The following is a 21,054-nucleotide window of genomic DNA, read 5'->3' on the forward strand; positions in this document are numbered from 1 at the left end:
GGCTACCGCCGCAGCTCGAACGTCGTCGCTCCGACCTTGATGGTCGCTCCGAGGGGGATCTGCACGGGCACGGTGACGCGCGCCCCGTTGAGGAAGGTGCCGTTGGTCGAGTCGAGGTCCTGCAGCATCCACTGACCGTTCCAGAGCATCATGCGAGCGTGGTGGGTGGACGTGTAGTCGTCGCGGATGATGATCGCCGAGTCGCTCGACCGGCCGATCGTGATCTCGTCGCGGCCGAGGGGGAACTCGGTGCCGGCCTTCTGGCCGCTCGTGATCACGAGCTTCAGGGGGCCGTCGCCGGCGGGCGGCGCGGTCTGGCGCGAGACGGGCGCCGTGGCCGCCGCCGCGGCGACGGGCGCGGCGGCCGGGAACGACGCCGCCGGCGAGGAGGCCGCGGCGCTCTCGGGCTGGAGCTTGCGCACGCGCTGCCCGAACAGGTCGCTGCGCAGGGCGTAGACGATCGAGAAGATGAACGCCCAGAGCAGCAGGAGGAAGCCGAGTTGCAGGATCAGCAGCGTCAGTTCGCTCATTCGGCCGGCCCCCAGAACCCGCCGACGTCATGACGTTCGGTGGCCGGGTCGGCGCGGGGCGAGGGGGATGCGGCTTGGGCGAGCACCCGGAACACGATACGCGAGCGCCCGATGGTGATGACGGAGTCGGGTTCGAGGATCGCCTCGGTCACGCGCGCGCCGTTCAACTGCGTGCCGTTCGTCGAGCCGAGGTCGCGAACCCGGGCACGCGAGCCGTCCCACTGCACCTCGGCGTGCCGGCGCGAGGCGCCGGAGTCGTCGATCGTGACGTCGGCCTCGCTGCCGCGGCCGATGACCGTGCGCCCCTTGATGATCGGATGCCGCGTGCCGCCGATGTCGAGCACGGGGGTCCAGGCGACCTGGCCCTTCACGTTGCGCGAGTCGACCTGCACCATGCCCTCGGAGAGGCCGGCGTCGGAGCGGAGCGAGATCGTGATGCCTCCGGCGAACTGGAAGTGCTGGCTCGCGGCGTGCTTCTGCACGAGGTCGACCAGTTCGTCGGTGAGCGCCGGGCCGAGCGAGGTCATGCGCTCGTGGTCGGCGGGCGCCATGCGCACCACGAACTGGTTCGGCACGAGCACGCGATCGCGGGACACGACCGCAGCCTTGGTGTCGAGCTCGCGCTTCAGCGCAGCGGTGATCTCGACGGGCTGCAGCCCCGAGCGAAAGGTCTTCGCGAAGGCGCCGTTGACGGCGCGCTCGAGACCTTTCTCGAAGTTGTCCAGTAGGCCCACAGGTCTCCCGATCCGGTTCCGTGATTGTGTGACATGCTAGCCCGCTCCACTGGGAACGGGCGTCTTCAGTCCACCGGGATGGCGGTCTCGTCGCTGTCGAGGTCGAGCGAGAGCGTCGGGATCGACGCGGTCAGGAGGGTGCCGTCGGAGCGACGCGAGCCCGTGACATCCTTCATGCGCGGTGCGCCGGTCAGCCGCGGGCCCTGGCCGTCGAGCGGCACCGAGACATCCGTCCCGGCCTGAACGAAGATCTTCTCGCCGCGCACCGAGACCTCGGCGAACTCGCCCTGCTCGACGTGGAAGGCGATCGAGTCGGCCTCGACCGTGACGCGCAGCCTCGTGCCGCGCAGCGCGATGCGGAACTCGAGCCGGCGCCATTCATCGGGCAGGCGGGGATCGAACGTGAACCGCCCGCCGTGGTCGCGGAATCCGCCGAAGCCCATGACGAGGGCCCCCCACACGCCGCCCGTCGACGCGACGTGCACGCCGTCGGCCGCGTTGTGGTGCAGGTCGGCGAGGTCGACGTAGAGCGCCGAGCGGAAGTAGCGCACCGCGAGGTCGTGGTAGCCGACCTCGGCGGCGATGATCGACTGCACGACCGCGGAGAGCGTCGAATCGCCCGTGGTCAGCGGGTCGTAGTACTCGAAGTCGGCGAGTTTCTGCTCGGCCGAGAAGCGGTCGCCCTGCAGGTACAGCGCGAGCACGACATCGGCCTGCTTCAGCACCTGGAAGCGGTAGATGACGAGCGGGTGGTAATGCAGCAGCAGGGGGCGGCTGCTCTCGGGTGTGTTCTCGAGGTCCCACAGCTCCTTCTCGAGGAACGCGGAGTCCTGCGGGTGCACGCCGAGCTGCTCGTCGAACGGGATGTGCATGTGCGCGGCGGCGCGCCGCCATTCGCCGACCTCGCCGGCCGTCACGCCCAGCCGGGCGACGAGCTTCGCATACGCGACCGGGTCGCGCAGCTGCAGGCTGTCGACGGCGGATGCCGCGGACGCGAGGTTCGCCCGCGCCATCACGTTCGTGTAGAGGTTGTCGTTCACGACCGTCGTGTACTCGTCAGGACCCGTGACGCCGTGGATGTGGAAGACGTCGTCGGTCGTCGCGCCGGAGCGCCAGAACCCCAGGTCCTCCCACATGCGGGCCGTCTCGACGAGCACGTCGATCGCCCCGCGCCCGAGGAAGTCGGTGTCACCCGTGGCCGCGACGTATTGGCACAGCGCGAAGGCGATGTCGGCATCGATGTGGTACTGCGCGGTGCCCGCCGCGTAATAGGCGGAGGACTCGAGCCCGTTGATCGTGCGCCACGGGAACAGTGCGCCGCGCTGGTTCAACTCGAGCGCTCGAGCGCGCGCGTTGTCGAGCATGCGCTGGCGGAACCGCAGCACGTTGCGCGCCACGATCGGCGCCGTGAAGCTGAGGAACGGCATCACGTAGATCTCGGTGTCCCAGAAGTAGTGTCCGCCGTAGCCCGAGCCGCTCACGCCCTTCGCCGCGACGCCGTCGCCGTCGGTTCGGGCGGTGGCCTGCGCCAGCTGGAACAGGTTCCACCGCACGGCCTGCTGCACCTCGGGTTCACCGTCGATCGCGACATCCGACCGCTCCCAGAAGTCGTCGAGCCATGCGCGCTGGTGCTCGAACAGCTCGGCGACGCCCTGCTCGGCGCCCCGGTCGAGCGTGCGGTCGCAGCGGTCGACGAGTTCGCGCGACGGTACCTTGCGTGCCGTGTGGTAGCTGATGAACTTCGTGACGCGGATCGGCTTGCCCTGTTCGGCGCGCACCCGGTAGATGTGCTTCGCGAGGTCGTCGCCGATCGTGCCGGTCTCGGTGAACGAGTTGTCGGTCGAGATGGCGTGCTCGACGCCGACCGCGATCGTCATGCCCGAGTTCGTGCACTGGTAGCCGAGCATGTAGCGGCCGTCCTCGTGGCGCTGCACGCGCGGCTGCAGCACGCGGTCGGCGAACATCTCCGCCTTGCGCGGGTCGAACGCGCTCGGCACCTCCTGCACGCCGGAGCGGTACTCGTCGCGGCCGTCCTGACGATTGAGGATCTGGCTCGAGATCGTCACCGCGGCATCGTCGTCGAGCATCTCGACCTCGTAGTCGAGCACGGCGAGGTGCCGGTCGGTGAACGAGACCATGCGGCGACTCGTGATGCGCACATGCTTGCCCGACGGCGTGCGCCACACGATCGCACGCGACAGGGCGCCCTGGCGGAAATCGAGGCGGCGCTCGTAGTCGATCAGCTCGGCGATCGTGATCACGAGCGGTTCGTCGTCGACGTAGAGACGGATCACCTTCGCGTCGGGCGCGTTCACGATCGTCTGCCCGACGCGCGCGAACCCGAACGCCTCTTCGGCGTGGCGGATGGGCCACGTCTCGTGGAACCCGTTCACGAACGTGCCGTGCAGGTGCCCGTCGCGCCCCTCCTCGATGTTGCCGCGCAGGCCCAGGTAGCCGTTGCCGACGGCGAACAGCGTCTCGGTGCGGCCCATGTCGTCGAGGCCGAACTCGGTCTCGACGAGCGCCCACTCGTCGATGGGGAACCGGTTGCGGTCGAGGGGATCGGTGTCGGCGAACCTCATTCGGCGTCCCTTTCTACTGCGGGGTCGGAGTGGGGGAGTTCGGGGGCGGATGTCGCGGAGCCGGCGATCGTGCCGGTGCGGTCGGCCGCTCGCGCGACCGCCGGCAGCAACTCGTCGAGTTCGTCGACGATGACGTCGGCGCCGAGCTCGCGCAGGGTCTCGCGGCCCACGCCGCGATCGACGCCCACCACGAGGGCGAAGTCGCCGTCGGCGCCCGCCTTGACGCCCGACTCGGCGTCTTCGACCACGGCGCACGCGATCGTCGGGAGGTCGAGCAGCTCGGCGGCCCGGTCGAACATGTCGGGCGCCGGCTTTCCACGGATACCCTCGCGAGCCGCCACGAGACCGTCGACCACGACGGTGAACCGGTCGTCGATGCCCGCGGCGGCCAGCACCGAGGGGGCGTTCTTCGAGCTCGAGACGACGGCCACGCGGCATCCGCTCGCGATGACCGCATCGAGGAATGCCAGGCTCGCGGGGTACGGCGCGACGCCCTCGTCGGCGAGCGTTGCATTGAAGGCGTCGTTCTTGCGGTTGCCGAGGCCGTGCACGGTCTCCTGGTCGGGGGAGTCGGTCACCTCGCCCTCGGGAATGCGGATGCCGCGGCTCTCGAGCAGGCTCCGCACCCCGTCGTAGCGGGGCTTGCCGTCGATGTACGCGAAGTAGTCGCCCTCGACATAGGGCGCGACGCCGTGCGCCTCGAGGTACGGCGTGAACAGGCGCGACCACGCGTGCATGTGCACGACCGCGGTCGGCGTGAGCACCCCGTCGAGGTCGAAGAGCCAGCCGCGGATGCCGCTGAGGTCGATGTCGGCCGGTTTTGCCGGCGTCGAATTGCTGCGGGGTTCTGGGGTGTCTGGCGAGGTCACGGCCGTCCTTTCGTCGTGCCGGTCGCGGCTCTGGGGCCAGCCGTTCGATGCTATTGCGCCGGGGTGCGGGAGCGCGAGGGCGGATGCCGGTTCGGAGCATTCACGGAGGGTTCGCTGCTGGTTCGGGGACGGTTTGCGGAGGCTCTGCGCGTCGGTTTCGCGCGTCCGATCGGACTGCTGGCGGGCTGCATTCCGGCCGCTCCTGGCCCGAATGGCCTTTGCCCCCGCAAGATGTTAGGCTCTCGTGGCTGGACGCATTCAGGTGCGACCACAGATGCGCGAGTGGCGGAATTGGCAGACGCGCTGGCTTCAGGTGCCAGTACTCGCAAGGGTGTGGGGGTTCAAGTCCCCCCTCGCGCACACAGGGAATTAGCGATTCAGCTGAATCCCGTTAGCGAATGAGAAACGGCCCGGACCTCAGAGAGGTTTCGGGCCGTTTCTGCATCCCCAGAACTGGCGATTCCGCGTTCGAGGTGTGGCCCGATCGCTCTCAGGCCGATGTCAGCGCTGCTCGCGTGGGCTTGAATGACGATTCGCCCCGCTTTTGGGCTCAGAACGTGAGTTCGAGAAGCTGAGGCATCTCCAGGGCGATCCGACGTTGATCGAGGACATAGAGGCGATCGCTGCGACGCCACCAGGGCACTCTGGGCTAACAGCCGACCTTCGACGTTCCCCAGTTGGCGTCGACCGAGCCGTTCGCAGACACGGATCCAACAACGCCAATGCTGTTGTATGCGCGAACGACCACGCTGCGGGCGTTTGCAATGGAGAGAACCGGGTGTCCGAGCGGGGCGACAGATGATGTCGCGCATGTTGCGAATGTCATCTTGCTCCCGAGCAGACCGTACTCGCTGTAGGCGCAGTGCGAGCCAGTTGGGCAGCTCCCGACTCCGCGACTCGCTTGTCCGTCGGAGGCCAGAGTGAGAATCACGTCTCCGCCATTCCAGGAGACTTCGTTCGTGGCAGTTTGCACGCCACCGGGAAAGTCTTTCGAGCACTTGGTCGATCCGCTGTTGTATCGCATCATCCGCTTCAGTGGCGAGCGCGGGTGCGGTGGGCAGGGTGAGGAGCGCGGCAGCGAGGGAGAGCATTGCCGCAGTTCGGGTGAAGCGCAACGGGTGGGCCTTTCATTCCCAGGCGAAGTAGCTGAAGACCGCAGGCGCCTGGATGTCAGTGCGGTCGTGTCCCACGTATGTGGTTTCGACGGAGAGGATGCCGAGACCCTCGTCCGAAACAATGACGCGATCCACGAACTCCCCCGGGGCGCGGGTCTCGGTCGCGAAGGCAATACCCGAACGGCCGAGTCGGTCCATCACTCTGCCCTCGACATTCAGTTCGGGTAGGCCCGCCAGGAACTCGAGTGCGGCCTTGGATTGATCCGCTGTGAGTCGACGTTCGTTGAGCACTGAGGTCAGGCCGCCGATGTACTCGCCGGTGGTCCATTCGGCCGCACCTGAAGGCCGGCGAAGATAGTCTCCGAACTCCAACGGCGACACCGGTGCCGGTCCGAACATGAAGGGGAACTCGCCCGGCCCGTAGTCCCTTGCCCAGATCAGTTCGCCGACCTGGTACCCATCGACCTGGATCGGGCGCCCGTCGGAGTCGTACGGTTTGCCCCGTCGGACTTCGAGACGAGATCCCTCGGAAGTGTGGACCACGCTGCGAACCTCTGGTTCGATGCTGACTTTCTCGATCACACCTTCGTTGCCAACATCCATCGAGAGTGCCCAGGACTGAATCTGGACGGTGGAGGTCGTCTCGCCATCCTTCAGGCTCGAGCTCAAATCCATCAGAAGCTGCTCCGAAGTCCCGTTGATTGGCGTGGGTTGCAGTAGCGGAGGAGTAGCGGAAGCGTAAACGGCCGCAGGGCGGGGAATGACGAGTATGCCGATCGTGACCGCCAGCAGCACAACAACGGCGGCCGCGATCGAGAACACGATCGATGATCGACGCGGACGACTCGGGGTCATCGTGTCCGTCATGATCCCCTGCAGCGTTCCTTCCGCACGCGGAGCGAGAGCGTCGCCTCGGCGCGGGAGGTTCGGACGCGCGTCGCTGAGGCGCCGGGCCAGTTCGAAGTCGTTCATAACGTTCCTTCGTTCACAGTCACGACTGGCGAACCGGCGTCCCCTGGGTCGTTCGCAAGCGCGGCAAGAGAGAGCTCGAGGCGTTTCTTCGCCCGGTGCAGACGCACCCGCAGTGTCGCGGCCGAGCACCCGAGAATCTCGGCCATCTCATCGCGCGTCAGGTCCTCCCAATACGCCATCCAGATCAACTCGCGATCGGCCGGGTCGAGGCGGTTCACCGCGGCACGCACGTCGAGCGCGTCGTCGGAGGTGCCGGTGGCCGGATCGCGGTGGGCAGACTCGGCCTGCTCGACCCGGCGCGCGTGTCGAGTGCGTCCGCGGTACTGGTTGCCGACGACGTTACGGAGCGTCGAGTACAGCCACGCGATGGTGAGCACATGCGTAGCTTCCTCTCGACGCCGCCAGGCCTGCGCGAACACCTCCGCCGCGGCGTCTTCGGCATCGCCGATGTCGCTCAGCCGGTTGTACGCAGCTGACACGAGTACCGGATGGTACGTGCGAAACAGCGCCTCGAATTCCCGCTCACCCATACGGGTCCGCGGACGTCGAAGCTGGAAGCACCATCACATTCTGAGCTATTTCCACCGAAGCTCGGTGCGTTACCAATTGTTGGGACCAACTTGAGAATGCGATCGTCAGCCGCATTCGACTGAGACGCCGCGATCGTGGAGCGGCTCACCCATCGCGGCGCCATTGCCGGGAACGGCACCGCCAGCTATCGCCTCAATCGCGCACGCGCACGGTGCGAACAGCCCCTCGGCCTGCGTCGATGCCATCGAACCGACGCATCCGTGGTTGCTGGTGTCCAGCGTGGCTAGTTCTCGGCATCTCCGACTGTGAGCTCCGATGTCTTGCGTCGCAGCACCACCGCAAAGACGACGACGGCGAGAGCGGCGAGCAGGCCGAAGAGCACTGGTGGGCCGCCGACGCGCGCTACCGACCCAACGTGAACGAAGATGCCTGCGAACATCAAGCCTGAAAGAACGATTGCAAAAGTGAAGATCGTGGCCCAATTCCGCCGCTGAGGGCGGTTGTCTGCGGTCGAGGCGGACAGTACCTGCCACGCGGCGACGAGGGCCAACTCAAATAATCCGATCGCAATTCCGATGGCGATGACGTACGGGCGCGCCAGGTCCGCATACTCGGGGTACTGGGTCGCGGCCTGCGCAGCGACGCTTGGAACGAGCCAAAACTGCAGCAACAGGGCGGCAACGAACAGGGCAACCAGTGCGAAGCGCACTGCGGGAACGTTCTGCTTGGAAAGAACCATCGGAAGATTATCCCGCCTCTAATGTCTCGATGAAGTGAGCGGCGGTGCAGGGCTTGGCGTGTGCCAAGCCCTGCACGGTGCGACTCAGTAGATTCCTGGGTCGACGCGCGTGGTCCGGATGTTGAACTGGGTGGCCGGCCATCCATCGCTCAGGTTGTCGGCCCACCCGACGGCTACCTCACCACCCGGCGTCCAGCTCGAGCCGTTGCTCGATGCGTTCGAACAGACTGTTTGAGAGTTCGCACGGCCGACCTGTGAGTACCAGATGCACACCCCGACGATGCGCTTGCCGGCATAAACGTTGGCCGCGGCCTTGGCCGTGCCCCGGTACCACGCGTACGCGATCTCTGCGCTAATCGCGTAACTCGACCCCCACGTGTCTCGAGCGTAGGGATTTCCGAGTTCAAGTCCCACCGGCTCGCTTCCGGGTATCACTGGAATGGAGTCGAGGGTGACCACCACTCCGTCCTCAGGGCCGTACGTCGTGCCGTTCACGACCACGGAATCGGAAGTCCCCGGTTCAGCAGCTACCGCGCTCGTCGCGCCGACGGTGATCATCATGAGGCACGCTGCGGCGATTGCCGTAAGTGCCCTCGGTGTGCGCCGCGCAATGCTCTTCAACTTCAATGTCATGTTCCCCTCGCTCGATGGCAGTGGGTTGGACGTTATCTCGAGCTTCTTTCGGGGGTAGCCGCTGGAAGGTCCGGATGGCGCCCGTCGGGTGGTTGGTGGTACGGACGGCGTACGGGGGTCGACTCAACCACGAACCGCGTGCTCGGTGACCCGAATCCTCGCGGAGCACCGCGATGAATAGTCGCAACAGGTTGATGGGCTCAGCCAAGCCGTCAGAGTGGTCGTGAATCAAAGTTGACAATGCGGAGTCGATCGTCTGTGGACCGTCTACAGCGAAGGACACAAGGGGACGTGTGCCTTTCGATCGGGGCTCAGTCGACCCCCCACCCGCCGGATGGCTGCGGGCAGGTCTGGACAACGGTTCGCCACTCGTCATCCGGGAGCGATCCACTTCCGAACCCGGCGGCTAGGTATGCAGACCAACGATCGATGAAGAAGTCGTCGAGGAATGCTTGCTCCGAGGGTGGTTCCGCCACGTCATACCCCAGTCCCGTGAGGCACTCACGAGTGGCAAGTTCTTGCGTGTACGCCGCTCGAATCTGGTCGGGCGACATGTTTCGGATCTTGTCGTCCACGACCGCCCAACAGGCGTCGGAATCGGCACGGTACTGGTCGTACTGGGCTTGGGGAACCGAGTCTGAACTCGCCTCGATGCCACCGTCCCAGCTCAGCTTTACTTCCCAGCCCTTCTCGGTAATGCATTTGAACACCTGATCAGCTGCCGGGGAGACACTCATCGTTTCGCCCTCCGCCTGCGTCTCGTCCACCGCGGCTGGGCTGGTGCACGACGCAAGGGTTAGGAGCGCGACTATGGCACCCAGCAACGGCAGGAAGACCGATCTCGGCCTCACTTTTGTTTGCCAAACGGATTCTGTCCCGATCATGCGCTGCACATTACGCGCTCGCGCGTGTCTGGCAGTCCTGGACCTTCGTGCCTGTTTGCGTCAATCGGTCTCCGATGCCGCTAATTGGGCTGTGTCGGTCTGGCACACGCAGAACCTGAAAGGAAGATTCCTTGCCAAAGAAACGAACAATGACCCTGGCGGCGGCTATCACCGTCGGCCTGACGCTGGCGGCATCACCGGCCATGGCCGCGAGCAACTCCGGCACCTACACCTGCAACTCCGGGTGGTGGTCGTCATCGCAGGCCGGCGCGCCGGCATCGGTCGCTCACCGACACGAACAGGACGGCATGTGGCGCGAGCGCACCTACCCGGCCGGCTTCAACCAGTACAAGGGTTGGTGGCAGCCCGGACCGGTCTACGAAACGATCACGACCTCTGCTACCTCCTTCAGTGGCGGCTACCTCCTCGGATGCAGTACCTGAGCCCGATCACGTAGGGGTGGTGCGGCACGGATGAGTCGCCAGGGGTTTCACACCTCTCGCGGCACAAAGGTCAACCAACTGTCTGGGGACCCCGTGCCGTACTCCCGCACCCCAGACTCGTCGTGCTGGAATGCCGCTGCCATGTTCGGGTTCGGGCTTCGTCGAGCGGGACGCTTATCCGGCGTCCGGATGCCAATTGATCGAGAAGGGTTGCCGATCGATAGACACAAAGGTCGCTGTGTCTTTCGTTGTATACGAGGCCAATGTCGGTTCGATGGCGCTCGAAGGGAACCGACCGGCGAAGGTCGAAATAGTCACGCCGCAAGTGTCAGCCCGAGGGCAGGACAGCGCTAAGCGCCACGAATATGCGCCCAGATCAAAGGGCATGTCCGAGCGCTCGGGCTCGGTTCACTGCATCGAGTCGTGATCGGGCGCTCAGAACTCGAAACGCGTCAAAGAGGTGGCGTTTGACCGTCCCTTCGCGAATGCCCAGCTCAATGGCGATCTCTCCGTTGGAGCGGCCAGAAGCGGCGAGCGAGAGCACCTCGAGCTGGCGACCAGAGAGGATCGGTGAATCCGGCTTGTCGGGCAGCACGACTGCGGCCTGTTTCGTCGGGCTGAAGACGTTGAGCGCTTTGAGGAAGATCGCGGGCGTTGCAGACTCAGGAACGGCGATTCCGCTACGAGTTCGGGTCAGCACGCGAACGCGAGTGGGTTCGGTGCCGAGCATGAGCACTTGCAAGCCTCGATGCAGTCGCAACAAGAGGACGATCTCCTCAGCGTCCACGACTTCGCTGCCAACGACAATCAGGTCTGGTTGCCGTCCGATCACGGCCTTGCGGACCTCGGCGACAGTGCCGCATGAAGCGACCGACAAGAAATGGGGTTTCGCGGAGATCAGATCGACGAGTGCCGCACGCAAGAGACCATTGTGTGAACCAACTGCGACGCTGACGATGTGCTCCGGCATGGTGACCTCCACAGTGGACGTTTCCGGTTGCGGTGTCGCCGTTACACAGCCCGGGCTACTCACAGCCGAGGCAACCCGGACCCCGACCAGCAAGCCGTTGATTCCCCTGTGGGAACGAGAGCGGACGTAGCTCATCGCCCATCGCCCGGGAGGTTCACAAGATCCGAGCTCGCGCTCGCTTCCCTGGTTTGGCAGCCTCCGTGATGCGTTGACTCTGCGGGGAGATGCGCTGATGATCGATTCGCGAGAGCGCTCGGAAGGTGCCGCGCATGAATGGGCAAGTAGGTGCGCCCACTCGTTGAAGGGTCGCTGGAATCGACGATCGGCGTACTGGACCGGCCAGCACGATCCACTCAGAAAGATGACGAATGAACGAGAACGATGGCAAAGTGACTGGACCGCAGTCGAGGCGGCGCAACCGGGCCGGCGTTGTCGGGGTCTGCGTGGTGGCGGCCTGCGTCGCAGTCGCGGCTATCGGCTGGGCGGTGGTCGTTGTCTTCGCTCCACCCAGCGAGGCAGTCGTCGAGGCGCCCTACACCAATGTCGAGGTACTCATGGGTGAGGTCGGGTCCTCGATTTCGCTCAACACCGTGGCGAAGTGGACCGAACAGCCCGCTGGAGCCAACCAGGCCGTCGGCATCGTTACCTCGGTCCGAATACAGTCGGGCGAAGAGGTCGACGCGGGCGCGATCCTTTACGAAGTGGGTCTCCGCCCGGTCGTGGTGGCACACGGGGATACGCCGTCGTTCCGTGACGTCACGGTCGGTTCGGACGGTGCCGACGTCCTGCAGGTCCAGCAGTTCCTCGCGGCTATCGGGTTCTACGACGGAGCCCAGGACGGGGAATTCGGGACGGGAACGGCCGCTGCAGTTCGGGACTGGCAAGAGGCGCTCGGCATCGAAGAGGACGGTGTCGTTCGCGCTGCCGATCTGGTCTTCGTGCCCCAGCTGCCCGCACGGATCACACTGGACAACGAGGTCGTCCTTCGGGGTGCAACGCTCGCAGGCGGGGAGCCGATCGTATCCATGCTCCCGACGGAGCCAACCTTTGTGATCCCCGCTACGTCGCAGCAGGCCACCAAGATCCCGCCCGGCACTGAGGTCGAAATCGCCGTCCAAGACCAGGTCTGGACTGCAGTGGCTGCTGCACAGGAACCCTCACCAGAGAGCGCGGATCAGGTCAACATCACGCTCGAGGCCCCCAACGGCGGCCCGATCTGCGGTGATTCGTGCGCGCTTATCCAAGTGGAGGGCCAGTCGGTACTCCCGTCGCGGATCATCACTCAACCGACCGTCACCGGTTTGGTGGTGCCTTCCGCTGCGCTCAAGAGTTCGGCAGACGGTGCCATCTCGGTACTCGGCATGGACGGCACGGTGATACCCGTCACAGTCACCGCTTCGGCTCGTGGAATGTCCGTCGTCGAAGGCGTCGAGGAAGGTGCCCGTGTCCGGATCCCGGCCGAACAGGGCGGAGCCAAGTGACCGTTCGCCTCGCCGCCCGTGACCTCACCTTCAGATACGACGCGAGCACCGCACTGCTCGAGCACTGGTCCGCAGAGTTCCACGCAGGGGAGGTCGTGGCTGTCACGGGTCCCTCTGGCCGCGGCAAATCGACCCTGTTGTACCTCCTGGGCTTGATGCTGAGGCCGGCCAGCGGGCAGGTCCTCCTCGACGGACATGCCATGCAAGCGCGAAGGGATCACGAACGCGCTGCGGCCCGAGCGACCCAGTTCGGCTTCGTCTTTCAGGATGCTGCGCTGGACCCATCCAGAACCGTGCTCGACAACATTCTCGAGACGACGCTCTACCGCGGCGAGCGACGGCGCGATCGTGTCTCACGCGCGGAAGGACTGATAGAGCAGATGGGAGTAGGACTTCGACGCGACGCCAAGCCCGGGCAGGTATCGGGCGGACAGGCGCAGCGCATCGCACTCTGCAGAGCCCTCATCGGTAACCCACGAGTGCTGCTCGCAGATGAGCCCACAGGGAACCTTGATCCGGCCTCTTCGGATGTCGTCGTCGAAGCCATGCACGACCAGGCGAGTCGTGGCGCTGCGGTCGTTGTCGTCACCCACGATCCCGTCCTGGTCGCAAGGTGCGACCGAAAGCTGGAGCTGTGAGAAAGGCACTCGCCGTGCTTCGCGAAGCCGCCGTCTCCGCGATGGTCGCGCCGGTAGCGACGATCATCACGCTGGTGATGATCGCCGGGATGTGTGGAGCGGTGCTTTTGACGTCCGGTCGGACCGTCGGCGCCGAACAAGCGGTGATCGGGTCGATCGATTCGGCCGGCACACGAGCGATCGTCATTCGCGCCGATACCGCCGCGGGGTTGGATACGAGTGTGCTCGACCGTGTGCGAGGCCTGGGTGGCGTGGAGTGGGTCGGTGCGTTCGGCAGCGCCGACGACATGCAGAACACTGCATTCCCCGGCGGAACCCGCGTTCCCCTTCGACAGGTATGGGCAGATGACTGGTTGCCGGCCGGTCTGCCCTCCAGCCCTCCTCAGGGAGACATCGCCTGGGGCTCCCGTGCAGCCCTTCAACAACTCGGAATGGCAGACCCAGTCGGCGCCATTGCTGATGAGGACGGGCGGGGATACGCGGTCGGTGGCCGTCTTGCCTTACCCAGTCACCTTGATTTCCTGGAACCAGCGCTGTTTGCGCCCCAACCGAAGGGGTCGCCCGGACAGGTTGCCGTACTCGTGGTCATCGCCGAGCGGCCGGATTTGGTAGCTGCACTTGCAACTGCGGTCACCGGCGTTCTCGCCGTCGACGATCCAACCAAGATCTCCGTGCAGACCAGCGAAGCGATCGCGAGGCTTCGCGGACTGATCGAGGGACAACTCGGCGCCTTCGGGCAGACACTGACCATCGGCATCCTGCTCCTCACCGGGACCCTTGCCGCCGTCATTCTCTACGGCTTGGTCATGATGCGGCGAAAGGACTTCGGCCGGCGCAGAGCACTCGGCGCAAGCCAGAGACTCATCGTCTCCCTCCTCGTCGTTCAAACCGGGCTCGTCGCGATCACCGGCGCTGGTGTTGGCAGTGCGGTCGCACTCGGAGTCCTCGCCGCGACAGGTGATCCACTGCCGGGATACGGCTATGTCTTCGGTCTGATCATCTTGTCGGTCGCAGTAGGCGTCCTCGCGAGCGTTCTTCCGGCGATCGCTGCCGCACGGCGCGAACCGATCCGCGAGCTCCGAGTGCCCTGACTGCAGCCCGTCGCGGCCTTCAACGTACGAATCGCCATTCCCTGTTCGGGTGGACGAAAGGCGTATCCGTCTGCCTAGACCCGAAACGACCGCCGGAGGCAGAGTTTCCGGGGGGATCAGAAAACGCGATCACGGACCTGTGCGACACCCACCGGCCGTGGTCGCGTTTCTGACCCGCCACGTGAATGACAGTGAATGGAGCACAAATGAAGCGAAGGTTCGCAATCGTTGCAACCGCGGTATTGGCCGGCGCACTCAGCCTGGGTATCGCGCAGTCGGCTCAGGCGGCAGACGCGTCCTATGGGGCGCTCTCCTGCGGCGCGAACTGGGCAGGAACGAAGCTCGGAGGAATCGGGTCGCACAATCACACCGCGACGCAGAGCGGGACGACGCGCCAGTACACCTACCCCTCGCAGGGTGCACAGGTCGAATGGTCGAGCTCCTGGGGCGGCGGATTCCACAGCGTCAGTCAGCAGACCGTCACTTCCGGGGGATCGTTCCGGCCCGCCGTGAGCGGCCCGTACTGCGCTGCTTGAGCACATATGAAATCACGCTTCATGCCGCTGAGGGTTGCCGTCGTCGCCTTGGCGATCACAACCCTCGGCGGTTGTGCGTCGAGCTCCGACGTACCCATCCCGACCCCGGCCGCCCTATCGACTTCGGAGTCTGAGACCATCCTCGCTGAGCAACTCGCGCAGTCCTGGAAGATGTACGGCGCCGACGGCGAGGACCGCCCCGAGATTCCAGTCGTCCGGACAATCAGTAGAAGCGAGTGGGGCGAGGTCATGGCCGCATGCATGGCGGAGCAAGGATTCTCCGTCACGATCGGGTCGGATGGCGGAATGGGATCGGGCGACCTTCCGGAGTCCCAAGCTGGGGCGTACAACCTCGCGATCTACGTATGCGATGCGTCCTACCCGCTCGATCCCAAGTACAGCGCCCCCTTGAACGAGTCACAACAGCGCTACCTCTTCGACTACTTGACGACCGATCTGGTCGAGTGCCTTGAGGACCAAGGATTCGACACGGGCTCCGCACCAAGCTGGCAGAAGTTCGCCGAAGGACTCGAAAGCGGCACGATGTGGAATCCGTTCACAGCGCTGCCGGATGTGTCCCCGAAACGGTTCCAAGAGATCGAGAGCGCCTGTCCGCAGTCGCCGCCTCGGCTCTATGGCTGAAGCCACCCATCCCTGCACGCTCAACTCGCACAGATAGAGGACGAATGAACGGCAAGCACCACAAACTCAGGCCAGCCGCGATTGGGTTCGCGCTCAGCGCTCTGCTCGCGGTAGCTGTCGCAACGCCTGCTCATGCGGCGGCAGAGATCGCCTATCAATCGTGCGGCGTCGGACAAGTCGTCGGCGTCCAGTCACGCACGACCGGAGCGGCCTGGCACCAGCACAACACCTCGAGGAAGGATTTCCCGTCAACAAGCGTCCTGACCTACCGGTACAGCGGCTTCGGCTACCGCTTCGTCGACTGGACGGCCGCCGCAACGCAAGTCGATTTCGACAACACGTATGCGTACTGCACGACGTGACCGAGTGATGAGCGGCCGCGTTTTCGCCGCCGCAGCACTGCTCACGATGATGACAAGTTGCACCGCACCGAGTGAATCGTCGTCAGAACGATGGCAGGGTGTTCCGTTCGCCGATGCAATGAGCGGCTGCCTGCAAGAACGCGGGTGGGACGCGAAGGCGAACGATGACGGTTCCTACGACACTCAAGTGCTACCCGATCAGGCTGAACCATATGAGGCTGACCGCCAGGACTGTCTGAAGGAAACGGGCTATGCGGGTGAGCCGGAACCGCTGAGCCGTGCGGAGCTCGCCGACTGGTATCAAGAGCTGCTCGTGACGGCCGAATGCGCTCGAGGTCTCGGGTATGACATTGCGGATGCGCCTTCCGCGCAGGTGTTCCTCGATCAGGTCGAGGGAGGGGAACTGGACGGTTTGTGGGGGCCATATCCAAGCAACCTCTCTGCGACCGATTTCGCAGAGCTCGAGGCCGCATGCCCTCAGCCGGGCGCGGCAGAAGGTCTAGTGCAAGCGTTCTGATGTGGGGCGCCTTGGGGGTCGGATGCTGGACACATCCGACCCTCGCTTCGTCTAGTTACGCAGCATCTCCTGGCTCACTGCCAGATCGATCGGGTTCAAGAACCTCACGTATCTGGTGAGCGCCTCGAGGGAGTCCAGCCCGGATGCCTCGAGGAGTGCGAGGAGCGGCGTGCCTTGGTTCATGTGGTGCAGCAGCCAAGTGGCGCGCATCCGTTGGGTGTTCGGGCCGCCAGTGCTGAGCTTGCCGCGGGCGACGATGTTGCTGATGAAGTTCTTCGGGGTGCTGGTGCGACCCGGCCTGACCAGGTACTCGTCACTGCTGGAACCTGCCACCTCCTCGAGGCGGGCCGCCCACACCCGGCGCACCGGCACCGACCGGATCCGGCCGGCTCGAACGCGCACGGTCACGCCACCCTGATCGGCGGTGACATCCGATTCGCGGATCTCGCCGATCTCCGCCGCGGACAGCCCAGCACCGAACCCGAGTGCCAGGATCAGGCGCGCGTCACGACGGTGGTGCACCTTCTGACTCGTCGCCCACGAGCGGAGGCTGCTGATCTCGTCCTTTAGATACGGGCGTTGAGGGTCCGCCGGCGCCAGCTTCTCCGCCTGCGGGGCGGGGCCGTTGAGCACCTCGGCCATCCGTCGGAGCTGGGCTCGCATGTTCGCACGGGACGCGTCCTTGAGGCCACGCACCCCATCCCGAACGAAGTCGGCGATGACGGCCTCGGTGAAGACGGTGCGGTTTTCGAGAAGGAGTTCGTGCTGCACGCACCAGAACGCGAACTTCTCCATCACGCGGAGCAGGTCCACCTCCCGGTACGGCACGTGCGCCAGGGCTTGAGCGACGGATGCCGCGACGAACGTCGACGACGAAACAGGGGAGGTGGCGGGCGCTGCGGGGAGAGTGATCGACAAGAGAAGTGGTCCAATCCGCGAGGGGGTGAAAGGTCACTTCCTTCTGTGTGCGGCGGATTTCGCCTTTTGGGACTTTTCTCCAGATTTCTTTGGGAAGTTGTGTGACTCGTTCGGGATCGGCGACCCGACGACGGCGAGACGAATCCTGTCGTTCATGCCAGGCACGAACGCGAGCCTCGAACTCATGTACAAGGGCGTCGTGAGCGCCGCCGATCCCTATCGGTCGGGGTCGCAACAGGAGTTCGCTACCTGGCAGGTGGCGAACAGCGGGGGCGACCTCCTCGGGTTCGTCTTCAAGGACGGAACCTTCCCCCAGCTCGATGAACTGGCCTGGAATGGCCCACAACTGAACGCTGCTGCAGATCGCCTCGGGGCGAACTACACCGCCTTCCACCAGGGTCTCGATGCAACGAACCTCGGCGGTTTGCCCGTCGTCAGTGTCGAGCACAGTTTCGGTTCCGCGGCGGCGGGCGAGGCAGAGGCGAACGTCACCTTCGACGCGCGGGTGCTCTTGGCGCCGATCGGAATGAAGGAAGGTTGGCAGCCCAACCCTGACACCCGGTACACCGTGTACGCGGCCGAAGATGACATCAACAAGCTCTTCTATGACGTCCATGTGCCTGTGCCGTTCCTCGACGGCCTCGGCTACGGTGCTGCGCCGAACGCCGGCGGGGCGCTCGAGATCCGTGAAAGCGGCATTGTCGCCGAGAACGTCATCTGGAAAGGCCTGACAGCTGGTCTCCTGGGAGGGCTCTGGACCGCGAGCGACTCGGTGGCGCATCACAACCAGATCATCTCCTCGGGCAATAATGATCAGGTGCTCTTTGGTGTCGCGGGTCAGCTCAGTGGAGCCAGATGATGCCCGGCTCTCGAACGAGTGCTGCGATGCTCATCGCAGTGGTCGCAGTCCTCACCCTCGCTGGATGTTCCCAGCTACCGCCGTTCGAATCCGCTCGGGACGAAGCCCGTGGCGAGATGCAGAACGTCATCGACCTTCTTCCGGACGGCTCCGTGGATCATGTGGAAGACCCCATTCCCGCCGGGTTCGTCTCCTGCGGCGACGGCAAACAGTACACCGGCCGGTGGTTGGTCCATCTCAACGAACCAACGGACGCGGCCGAAGCTGTCCGTGAGTTGCGCCTTCGCGTTGGCCCCGCTGGCTTCGTCGAGGACGAAGACCTCGCCAACCAGGACGATCGCTTCGGGGTACGGCGTGAAGGTGCCGACGATGCGCCCTTGATCGGGATCTCGGTCGATGAGGACCTTGACGGGACCCCGTACGTGCAGGTCTTGGCTTTCGCGCGCTGCAGCCAAGCGCCGGAAGGCACTGACTAGCGAGTCGTGGGCTACCTGGTCAAGGTGAAACGCGACCCGCAGCCACGACGCGGACGACGCGAACCTTCGCCGTGACGAGGTGACATCCCTTCCGCCCGGGGGACGATCCGTGGCAGTCTGTGCCTGTGACGAGTGATCCTCAATCTCGGGGCTCCTGGTTGAGCCTTGGCACCCTTCCGGTGGCCGCTGCGGTGATGGTAGGCCTGAACGGTCTCTACCTGCTCATCGTGGCGTTCGGCAACATCACCGACTTCGGCACGAATCAGGCGTTCGTGCAGCACGTGCTCTCGATGGACACCACGAACTTCGGCAAGCCCGAGGGCACCGACCTCGACCCGAACGTGATGTGGCGCGCGATCACCTCGCCGGTCATCCAGAACATCGCCTACGTCGTGCTGATCGCCTGGGAGGTGGCGGCCGCCGCAGTGCTGCTCGTCGCGGTCGTGTTCTGGATCCGCGAGCGTGGCCGCGGCTACCGTGTCGCTCGCCGGCTTTCGAGCATCGGCCTCGTGATGCTCCTGCTGCTCTTCTTCGGAGGGTTCGTCGTCATCGGCGGGGAGTGGTTCCAGATGTGGACCTCGACCGCGTGGAACGGTGAAGATCCCGCGTTCCGCAACAGCACCCTCGCGCTCTTGACGCTCATCGTGATCCACCTGCCCAGCAAGAGCTGGGCCGACGACTGACGATGCCGGCGCGATCGGGGTCGCGATGAGGTCGAGCTTCGGGTTCGTGCGTCGGGCGGCAGCCGTCGCCGCGCTCGCCGTCGCACTCGGCGCGGGCGCGGCATCCGCGTTGCTGGCCGATGCGACCGCGGCGCAGGCGAGCACGACGACGGGGGCGGATGTCGCGACGGCGCATGTCGCGTCGGCCCCCGCCGAGCCGCTGCCCATCGAGACGGACGAGCCGGATCCGACCCCGACGCCCACGCCCACGCCGACCCCGACGGGGTCGCCGGAGCCCGACCCCGAGTCTCCCGACCCGACGATTCGGCCGACGCCCGAACCCACCGAGGAACCGACCGAGCAACCGGTCGAGTCGGTGGCCCCCTCTGGGCCGCCCACCGAGGCACCGCCGCCCACCGTGGTGCCCGCGGTTCCGCCTGCGGCGGCCGACTCGGCCGTCTCCACGGCCACGTGGGTGATCGCGGCGGCCGTGCTCGTCGCGTCGGCCGCGATCCTCCTGTTGGTTCGGCGACGCGGGCCGGATGCTGCGCACCGCGGCGACCAGGGCGTCGTCGTCGCGGGCACTGACCCGGCGGGAGCCCCGGCGGGAGTCGAACGAACAGGGGCCGAGGCCTCCGCCACGCTGGGCGCGATGGAGGACATCGGCGAGGCGATGACGGATGCCGGGTATTCCGTCACGACCATCAGAATGGCGCTCGACGACATCGCCGACGCGAATGGACTGACCGACACCCAGTTCGTCGTGCTGCCGACCGCCCTGCTCATCTCGGCGCGCGGACTCGGCTCGATGAACACCGGCGCGGTGGCGAGCGGCGAGCGGACGCTGCTGCTGCACCAGATCGACGACCTCCAGCACATCGTCGACGACGCGCGGTCGGGTGCTGCGACGCCGCACCAGATCCGCGACCGGATCCGGCGCATGCGCGAGGCACCCCGCCCCTATTCCCAGCTCCAGCGCGGCGCGGCCTACCTGCTCGTCAGCGCCGGTCTCGCGGTGCTGCTCGGCGCCTCATGGACGGGCGTGGTCTTCGCGGCCGCCCTCGGTGCCGTCGTCGGTGCGGCGCTGCTCGTGGGCGAGAAGCTCTCGGGTCGCTACCGGGCGCTGCTCACCGTGAGCCTCGCGTTCGGCGTGGGCCTCACCGTGCTGCTCGGCCTTCGCCTCGGACTCGACGCGGGCATCCTGCCCGCGCTCATCGCTCCGCTCGTCGTGCTGCTGCCGGGCGCGCTCCTGACCGTCGGGTCGATCGAGCTCGCCACCGGCCAGATGCTGTCGGGCGCCGGCCGGCTCGCCGCCGGTGCGATGCAGCTCGTGCTGCTGGCCGTCGGCATCGTCGCGGCCGGCGCCCTCGTCGGCATTCCGTCATTCGAGGCCGCGGACTCGGTGATGAGGCTCGGCGTCGTCGCGCCCTGGATCGCCGTCGCGCTCTTCGGCGTGGGCATCATCGTCTACCAGTGCGGCCCTCGCTCGTCGATCGGCTGGGTGCTCGTCGTGCTCTACATCGCCTATGGCGCACAGGTGCTCGGTGCGGTGTTCTTCGGCGGAGTGCTCTCGGCGCTCATCGGCGCTCTCGTGGTGACCCCGGTCACCGCGATCGTCGCCATGCGACCCTCAGGGCCGGCCGCGCTGGTCAGCTTCCTGCCGGCGTTCTGGTTGCTCGTTCCGGGAGCGCTCGGCCTGGTCGGCGTTGCCAGCGTGCTCGGCGGTGACGCGACCGGAACGAGTTCGCTCGTCACGACGATCGCCACGATGGTCGCGATCTCGCTCGGCGTGCTCGCCGGAACCGCGGTATCGAGTCGGTTCGGGCGGCCGGTGCTCTGAGACGCGGGGTGTTGAGGGTGGGGGTCTCGA

General features: G+C 65.8%; 22 protein-coding genes and 1 tRNA gene. 12 read left to right on the plus strand and 11 right to left on the minus strand.

Annotated features, from left to right (window positions below; translation table 11 throughout):
- Nucleotides 1–2: 2 nt before the first annotated feature.
- From ATC03_RS00115 to ATC03_RS00130, 4 genes are all read right to left on the minus strand, one after another.
- A complete protein-coding gene (locus ATC03_RS00115; protein WP_067871599.1) occupies nucleotides 3–530 on the minus strand; it encodes an FHA domain-containing protein FhaB/FipA in 528 nt (175 codons plus the stop codon).
- Entirely contained in the window at nucleotides 527–1,264 is a 738-nt protein-coding gene (locus ATC03_RS00120) for an FhaA domain-containing protein (protein WP_067871602.1), read from the minus strand. The genes ATC03_RS00115 and ATC03_RS00120 overlap by 4 nt, the downstream gene beginning before the upstream one ends.
- Nucleotides 1,265–1,329: 65 nt before the next feature.
- Nucleotides 1,330–3,846 carry a glycoside hydrolase family 65 protein gene (locus ATC03_RS00125; protein WP_067871604.1) on the minus strand — a complete coding sequence of 839 codons (2,517 nt, stop codon included), beginning with the start codon at nucleotides 3,844–3,846 and terminating at the stop codon, nucleotides 1,330–1,332.
- Nucleotides 3,843–4,715, minus strand: coding sequence for an HAD-IA family hydrolase (locus ATC03_RS00130; protein WP_067871607.1), 873 nt, complete (start codon nucleotides 4,713–4,715; stop codon nucleotides 3,843–3,845). The genes ATC03_RS00125 and ATC03_RS00130 overlap by 4 nt, the downstream gene beginning before the upstream one ends.
- Before the next feature lie 276 nt (nucleotides 4,716–4,991).
- On the opposite strand from ATC03_RS00130, the gene ATC03_RS00135 reads away from it, so the two are divergent.
- A tRNA-Leu gene (locus ATC03_RS00135) sits at nucleotides 4,992–5,075 on the plus strand.
- Between the two features lie 767 nt (nucleotides 5,076–5,842).
- On the opposite strand, the gene ATC03_RS00140 is transcribed toward ATC03_RS00135, so the two are convergent.
- The 5 genes from ATC03_RS00140 to ATC03_RS00160 form a co-directional block, all read right to left on the minus strand.
- Entirely contained in the window at nucleotides 5,843–6,802 is a 960-nt protein-coding gene (locus ATC03_RS00140) for a hypothetical protein (RefSeq protein WP_152030798.1), read from the minus strand.
- Complete coding sequence (locus ATC03_RS00145; RefSeq protein WP_067871613.1) at nucleotides 6,799–7,332, minus strand: RNA polymerase sigma factor; 534 nt, start codon at nucleotides 7,330–7,332, stop codon at nucleotides 6,799–6,801. The genes ATC03_RS00140 and ATC03_RS00145 overlap by 4 nt, the downstream gene beginning before the upstream one ends.
- Before the next feature lie 284 nt (nucleotides 7,333–7,616).
- Nucleotides 7,617–8,072: a DUF2975 domain-containing protein gene (locus ATC03_RS00150; RefSeq protein WP_067871616.1), complete on the minus strand. Its 456-nt coding sequence runs from the start codon at nucleotides 8,070–8,072 to the stop codon at nucleotides 7,617–7,619.
- A gap of 84 nt (nucleotides 8,073–8,156) precedes the next feature.
- A complete protein-coding gene (locus ATC03_RS20050) occupies nucleotides 8,157–8,633 on the minus strand; it encodes a hypothetical protein (RefSeq protein ID WP_152030799.1) in 477 nt (158 codons plus the stop codon).
- A 383-nt stretch (nucleotides 8,634–9,016) separates the two neighbouring features.
- The gene (locus tag ATC03_RS00160) at nucleotides 9,017–9,589 is read right to left on the minus strand and encodes a hypothetical protein (RefSeq protein ID WP_152030800.1); all 573 of its coding nucleotides are present in this window, start codon (nucleotides 9,587–9,589) and stop codon (nucleotides 9,017–9,019) included.
- 149 nt (nucleotides 9,590–9,738) lie between these two features.
- On the opposite strand from ATC03_RS00160, the gene ATC03_RS00165 reads away from it, so the two are divergent.
- Entirely contained in the window at nucleotides 9,739–10,032 is a 294-nt protein-coding gene (locus ATC03_RS00165) for a hypothetical protein (protein ID WP_067871622.1), read from the plus strand.
- Nucleotides 10,033–10,408: 376 nt separating this feature from the next.
- Here ATC03_RS00165 and ATC03_RS19680 read toward each other — a convergent pair whose 3' ends face one another.
- Entirely contained in the window at nucleotides 10,409–11,002 is a 594-nt protein-coding gene (locus ATC03_RS19680; protein ID WP_161490296.1) for a helix-turn-helix transcriptional regulator, read from the minus strand.
- A gap of 368 nt (nucleotides 11,003–11,370) precedes the next feature.
- Here ATC03_RS19680 and ATC03_RS00170 point away from each other — a divergent pair, with 368 nt between their 5' ends.
- The 6 genes from ATC03_RS00170 (at nucleotide 11,371) to ATC03_RS00195 (ending at nucleotide 16,269) form a co-directional block, all read left to right on the plus strand.
- Nucleotides 11,371–12,483: a peptidoglycan-binding domain-containing protein gene (locus tag ATC03_RS00170; RefSeq protein ID WP_074400955.1), complete on the plus strand. Its 1,113-nt coding sequence runs from the start codon at nucleotides 11,371–11,373 to the stop codon at nucleotides 12,481–12,483.
- Entirely contained in the window at nucleotides 12,480–13,121 is a 642-nt protein-coding gene (locus ATC03_RS00175) for an ABC transporter ATP-binding protein (RefSeq protein ID WP_067871625.1), read from the plus strand. Before ATC03_RS00170 ends, ATC03_RS00175 begins: the two co-directional genes overlap by 4 nt.
- Nucleotides 13,118–14,212 (plus strand): ABC transporter permease, encoded by a 1,095-nt coding sequence (locus ATC03_RS00180; protein ID WP_227820178.1) that lies wholly within the window; start codon nucleotides 13,118–13,120, stop codon nucleotides 14,210–14,212. The genes ATC03_RS00175 and ATC03_RS00180 overlap by 4 nt, the downstream gene beginning before the upstream one ends.
- Before the next feature lie 542 nt (nucleotides 14,213–14,754).
- Nucleotides 14,755–15,390 carry a hypothetical protein gene (locus ATC03_RS00185; protein WP_152030801.1) on the plus strand — a complete coding sequence of 212 codons (636 nt, stop codon included), beginning with the start codon at nucleotides 14,755–14,757 and terminating at the stop codon, nucleotides 15,388–15,390.
- Nucleotides 15,391–15,434: 44 nt separating this feature from the next.
- The gene (locus ATC03_RS00190) at nucleotides 15,435–15,752 is read left to right on the plus strand and encodes a hypothetical protein (RefSeq protein ID WP_067871630.1); all 318 of its coding nucleotides are present in this window, start codon (nucleotides 15,435–15,437) and stop codon (nucleotides 15,750–15,752) included.
- A gap of 7 nt (nucleotides 15,753–15,759) precedes the next feature.
- Entirely contained in the window at nucleotides 15,760–16,269 is a 510-nt protein-coding gene (locus ATC03_RS00195) for a hypothetical protein (protein ID WP_152030802.1), read from the plus strand.
- Nucleotides 16,270–16,320: 51 nt separating this feature from the next.
- Here the strand turns inward: ATC03_RS00195 and ATC03_RS00200 are convergent, their stop codons facing one another.
- Nucleotides 16,321–17,064 carry a site-specific integrase gene (locus ATC03_RS00200; RefSeq protein WP_152030803.1) on the minus strand — a complete coding sequence of 248 codons (744 nt, stop codon included), beginning with the start codon at nucleotides 17,062–17,064 and terminating at the stop codon, nucleotides 16,321–16,323.
- A 112-nt stretch (nucleotides 17,065–17,176) separates the two neighbouring features.
- On the opposite strand from ATC03_RS00200, the gene ATC03_RS00205 reads away from it, so the two are divergent.
- The 4 genes from ATC03_RS00205 to ATC03_RS00220 all read left to right on the plus strand — a co-directional run bounded on the left by ATC03_RS00205 (nucleotide 17,177) and on the right by ATC03_RS00220 (nucleotide 21,024).
- On the plus strand, nucleotides 17,177–18,046 hold the full coding sequence (locus ATC03_RS00205; protein ID WP_152030804.1) for a hypothetical protein: 870 nt from the start codon (nucleotides 17,177–17,179) through the stop codon (nucleotides 18,044–18,046).
- A 26-nt stretch (nucleotides 18,047–18,072) separates the two neighbouring features.
- Nucleotides 18,073–18,522 carry a hypothetical protein gene (locus ATC03_RS00210; protein ID WP_067871643.1) on the plus strand — a complete coding sequence of 150 codons (450 nt, stop codon included), beginning with the start codon at nucleotides 18,073–18,075 and terminating at the stop codon, nucleotides 18,520–18,522.
- Between the two features lie 179 nt (nucleotides 18,523–18,701).
- Nucleotides 18,702–19,205: a DUF2165 domain-containing protein gene (locus ATC03_RS00215; protein ID WP_257737039.1), complete on the plus strand. Its 504-nt coding sequence runs from the start codon at nucleotides 18,702–18,704 to the stop codon at nucleotides 19,203–19,205.
- A 25-nt stretch (nucleotides 19,206–19,230) separates the two neighbouring features.
- On the plus strand, nucleotides 19,231–21,024 hold the full coding sequence (locus tag ATC03_RS00220; protein WP_067871648.1) for a threonine/serine exporter family protein: 1,794 nt from the start codon (nucleotides 19,231–19,233) through the stop codon (nucleotides 21,022–21,024).
- Nucleotides 21,025–21,054 lie beyond the last annotated feature (30 nt).

It is taken from the genome of Agromyces aureus, from assembly GCF_001660485.1.
Classification (GTDB): Bacteria; Actinomycetota; Actinomycetes; order Actinomycetales; family Microbacteriaceae; genus Agromyces; species Agromyces aureus.

Bases quoted from the DNA above. Each gene is read 5' to 3' on its own strand.
- ATC03_RS00200 (WP_152030803.1), bottom strand. From the start codon at position 17,064: ATGGAGAAGTTCGCGTTCTGGTGCGTGCAGCACGAACTCCTTCTCGAA.
- ATC03_RS00150 (WP_067871616.1), bottom strand. From the start codon at position 8,072: ATGGTTCTTTCCAAGCAGAACGTTCCCGCAGTGCGCTTCGCACTGGTT.
- ATC03_RS19680 (WP_161490296.1), bottom strand. From the start codon at position 11,002: ATGCCGGAGCACATCGTCAGCGTCGCAGTTGGTTCACACAATGGTCTC.
- ATC03_RS20050 (WP_152030799.1), bottom strand. From the start codon at position 8,633: ATGATGATCACCGTCGGCGCGACGAGCGCGGTAGCTGCTGAACCGGGG.
- ATC03_RS00210 (WP_067871643.1), top strand. From the start codon at position 18,073: ATGCTCATCGCAGTGGTCGCAGTCCTCACCCTCGCTGGATGTTCCCAG.
- ATC03_RS00190 (WP_067871630.1), top strand. From the start codon at position 15,435: ATGAACGGCAAGCACCACAAACTCAGGCCAGCCGCGATTGGGTTCGCG.
- ATC03_RS00165 (WP_067871622.1), top strand. From the start codon at position 9,739: ATGACCCTGGCGGCGGCTATCACCGTCGGCCTGACGCTGGCGGCATCA.
- ATC03_RS00170 (WP_074400955.1), top strand. From the start codon at position 11,371: ATGAACGAGAACGATGGCAAAGTGACTGGACCGCAGTCGAGGCGGCGC.
- ATC03_RS00115 (WP_067871599.1), bottom strand. From the start codon at position 530: ATGAGCGAACTGACGCTGCTGATCCTGCAACTCGGCTTCCTCCTGCTG.
- ATC03_RS00160 (WP_152030800.1), bottom strand. From the start codon at position 9,589: ATGATCGGGACAGAATCCGTTTGGCAAACAAAAGTGAGGCCGAGATCG.
- ATC03_RS00145 (WP_067871613.1), bottom strand. From the start codon at position 7,332: ATGGGTGAGCGGGAATTCGAGGCGCTGTTTCGCACGTACCATCCGGTA.
- ATC03_RS00140 (WP_152030798.1), bottom strand. From the start codon at position 6,802: ATGAACGACTTCGAACTGGCCCGGCGCCTCAGCGACGCGCGTCCGAAC.
- ATC03_RS00220 (WP_067871648.1), top strand. From the start codon at position 19,231: ATGAGGTCGAGCTTCGGGTTCGTGCGTCGGGCGGCAGCCGTCGCCGCG.
- ATC03_RS00195 (WP_152030802.1), top strand. From the start codon at position 15,760: ATGAGCGGCCGCGTTTTCGCCGCCGCAGCACTGCTCACGATGATGACA.
- ATC03_RS00125 (WP_067871604.1), bottom strand. From the start codon at position 3,846: ATGAGGTTCGCCGACACCGATCCCCTCGACCGCAACCGGTTCCCCATC.
- ATC03_RS00185 (WP_152030801.1), top strand. From the start codon at position 14,755: ATGAAATCACGCTTCATGCCGCTGAGGGTTGCCGTCGTCGCCTTGGCG.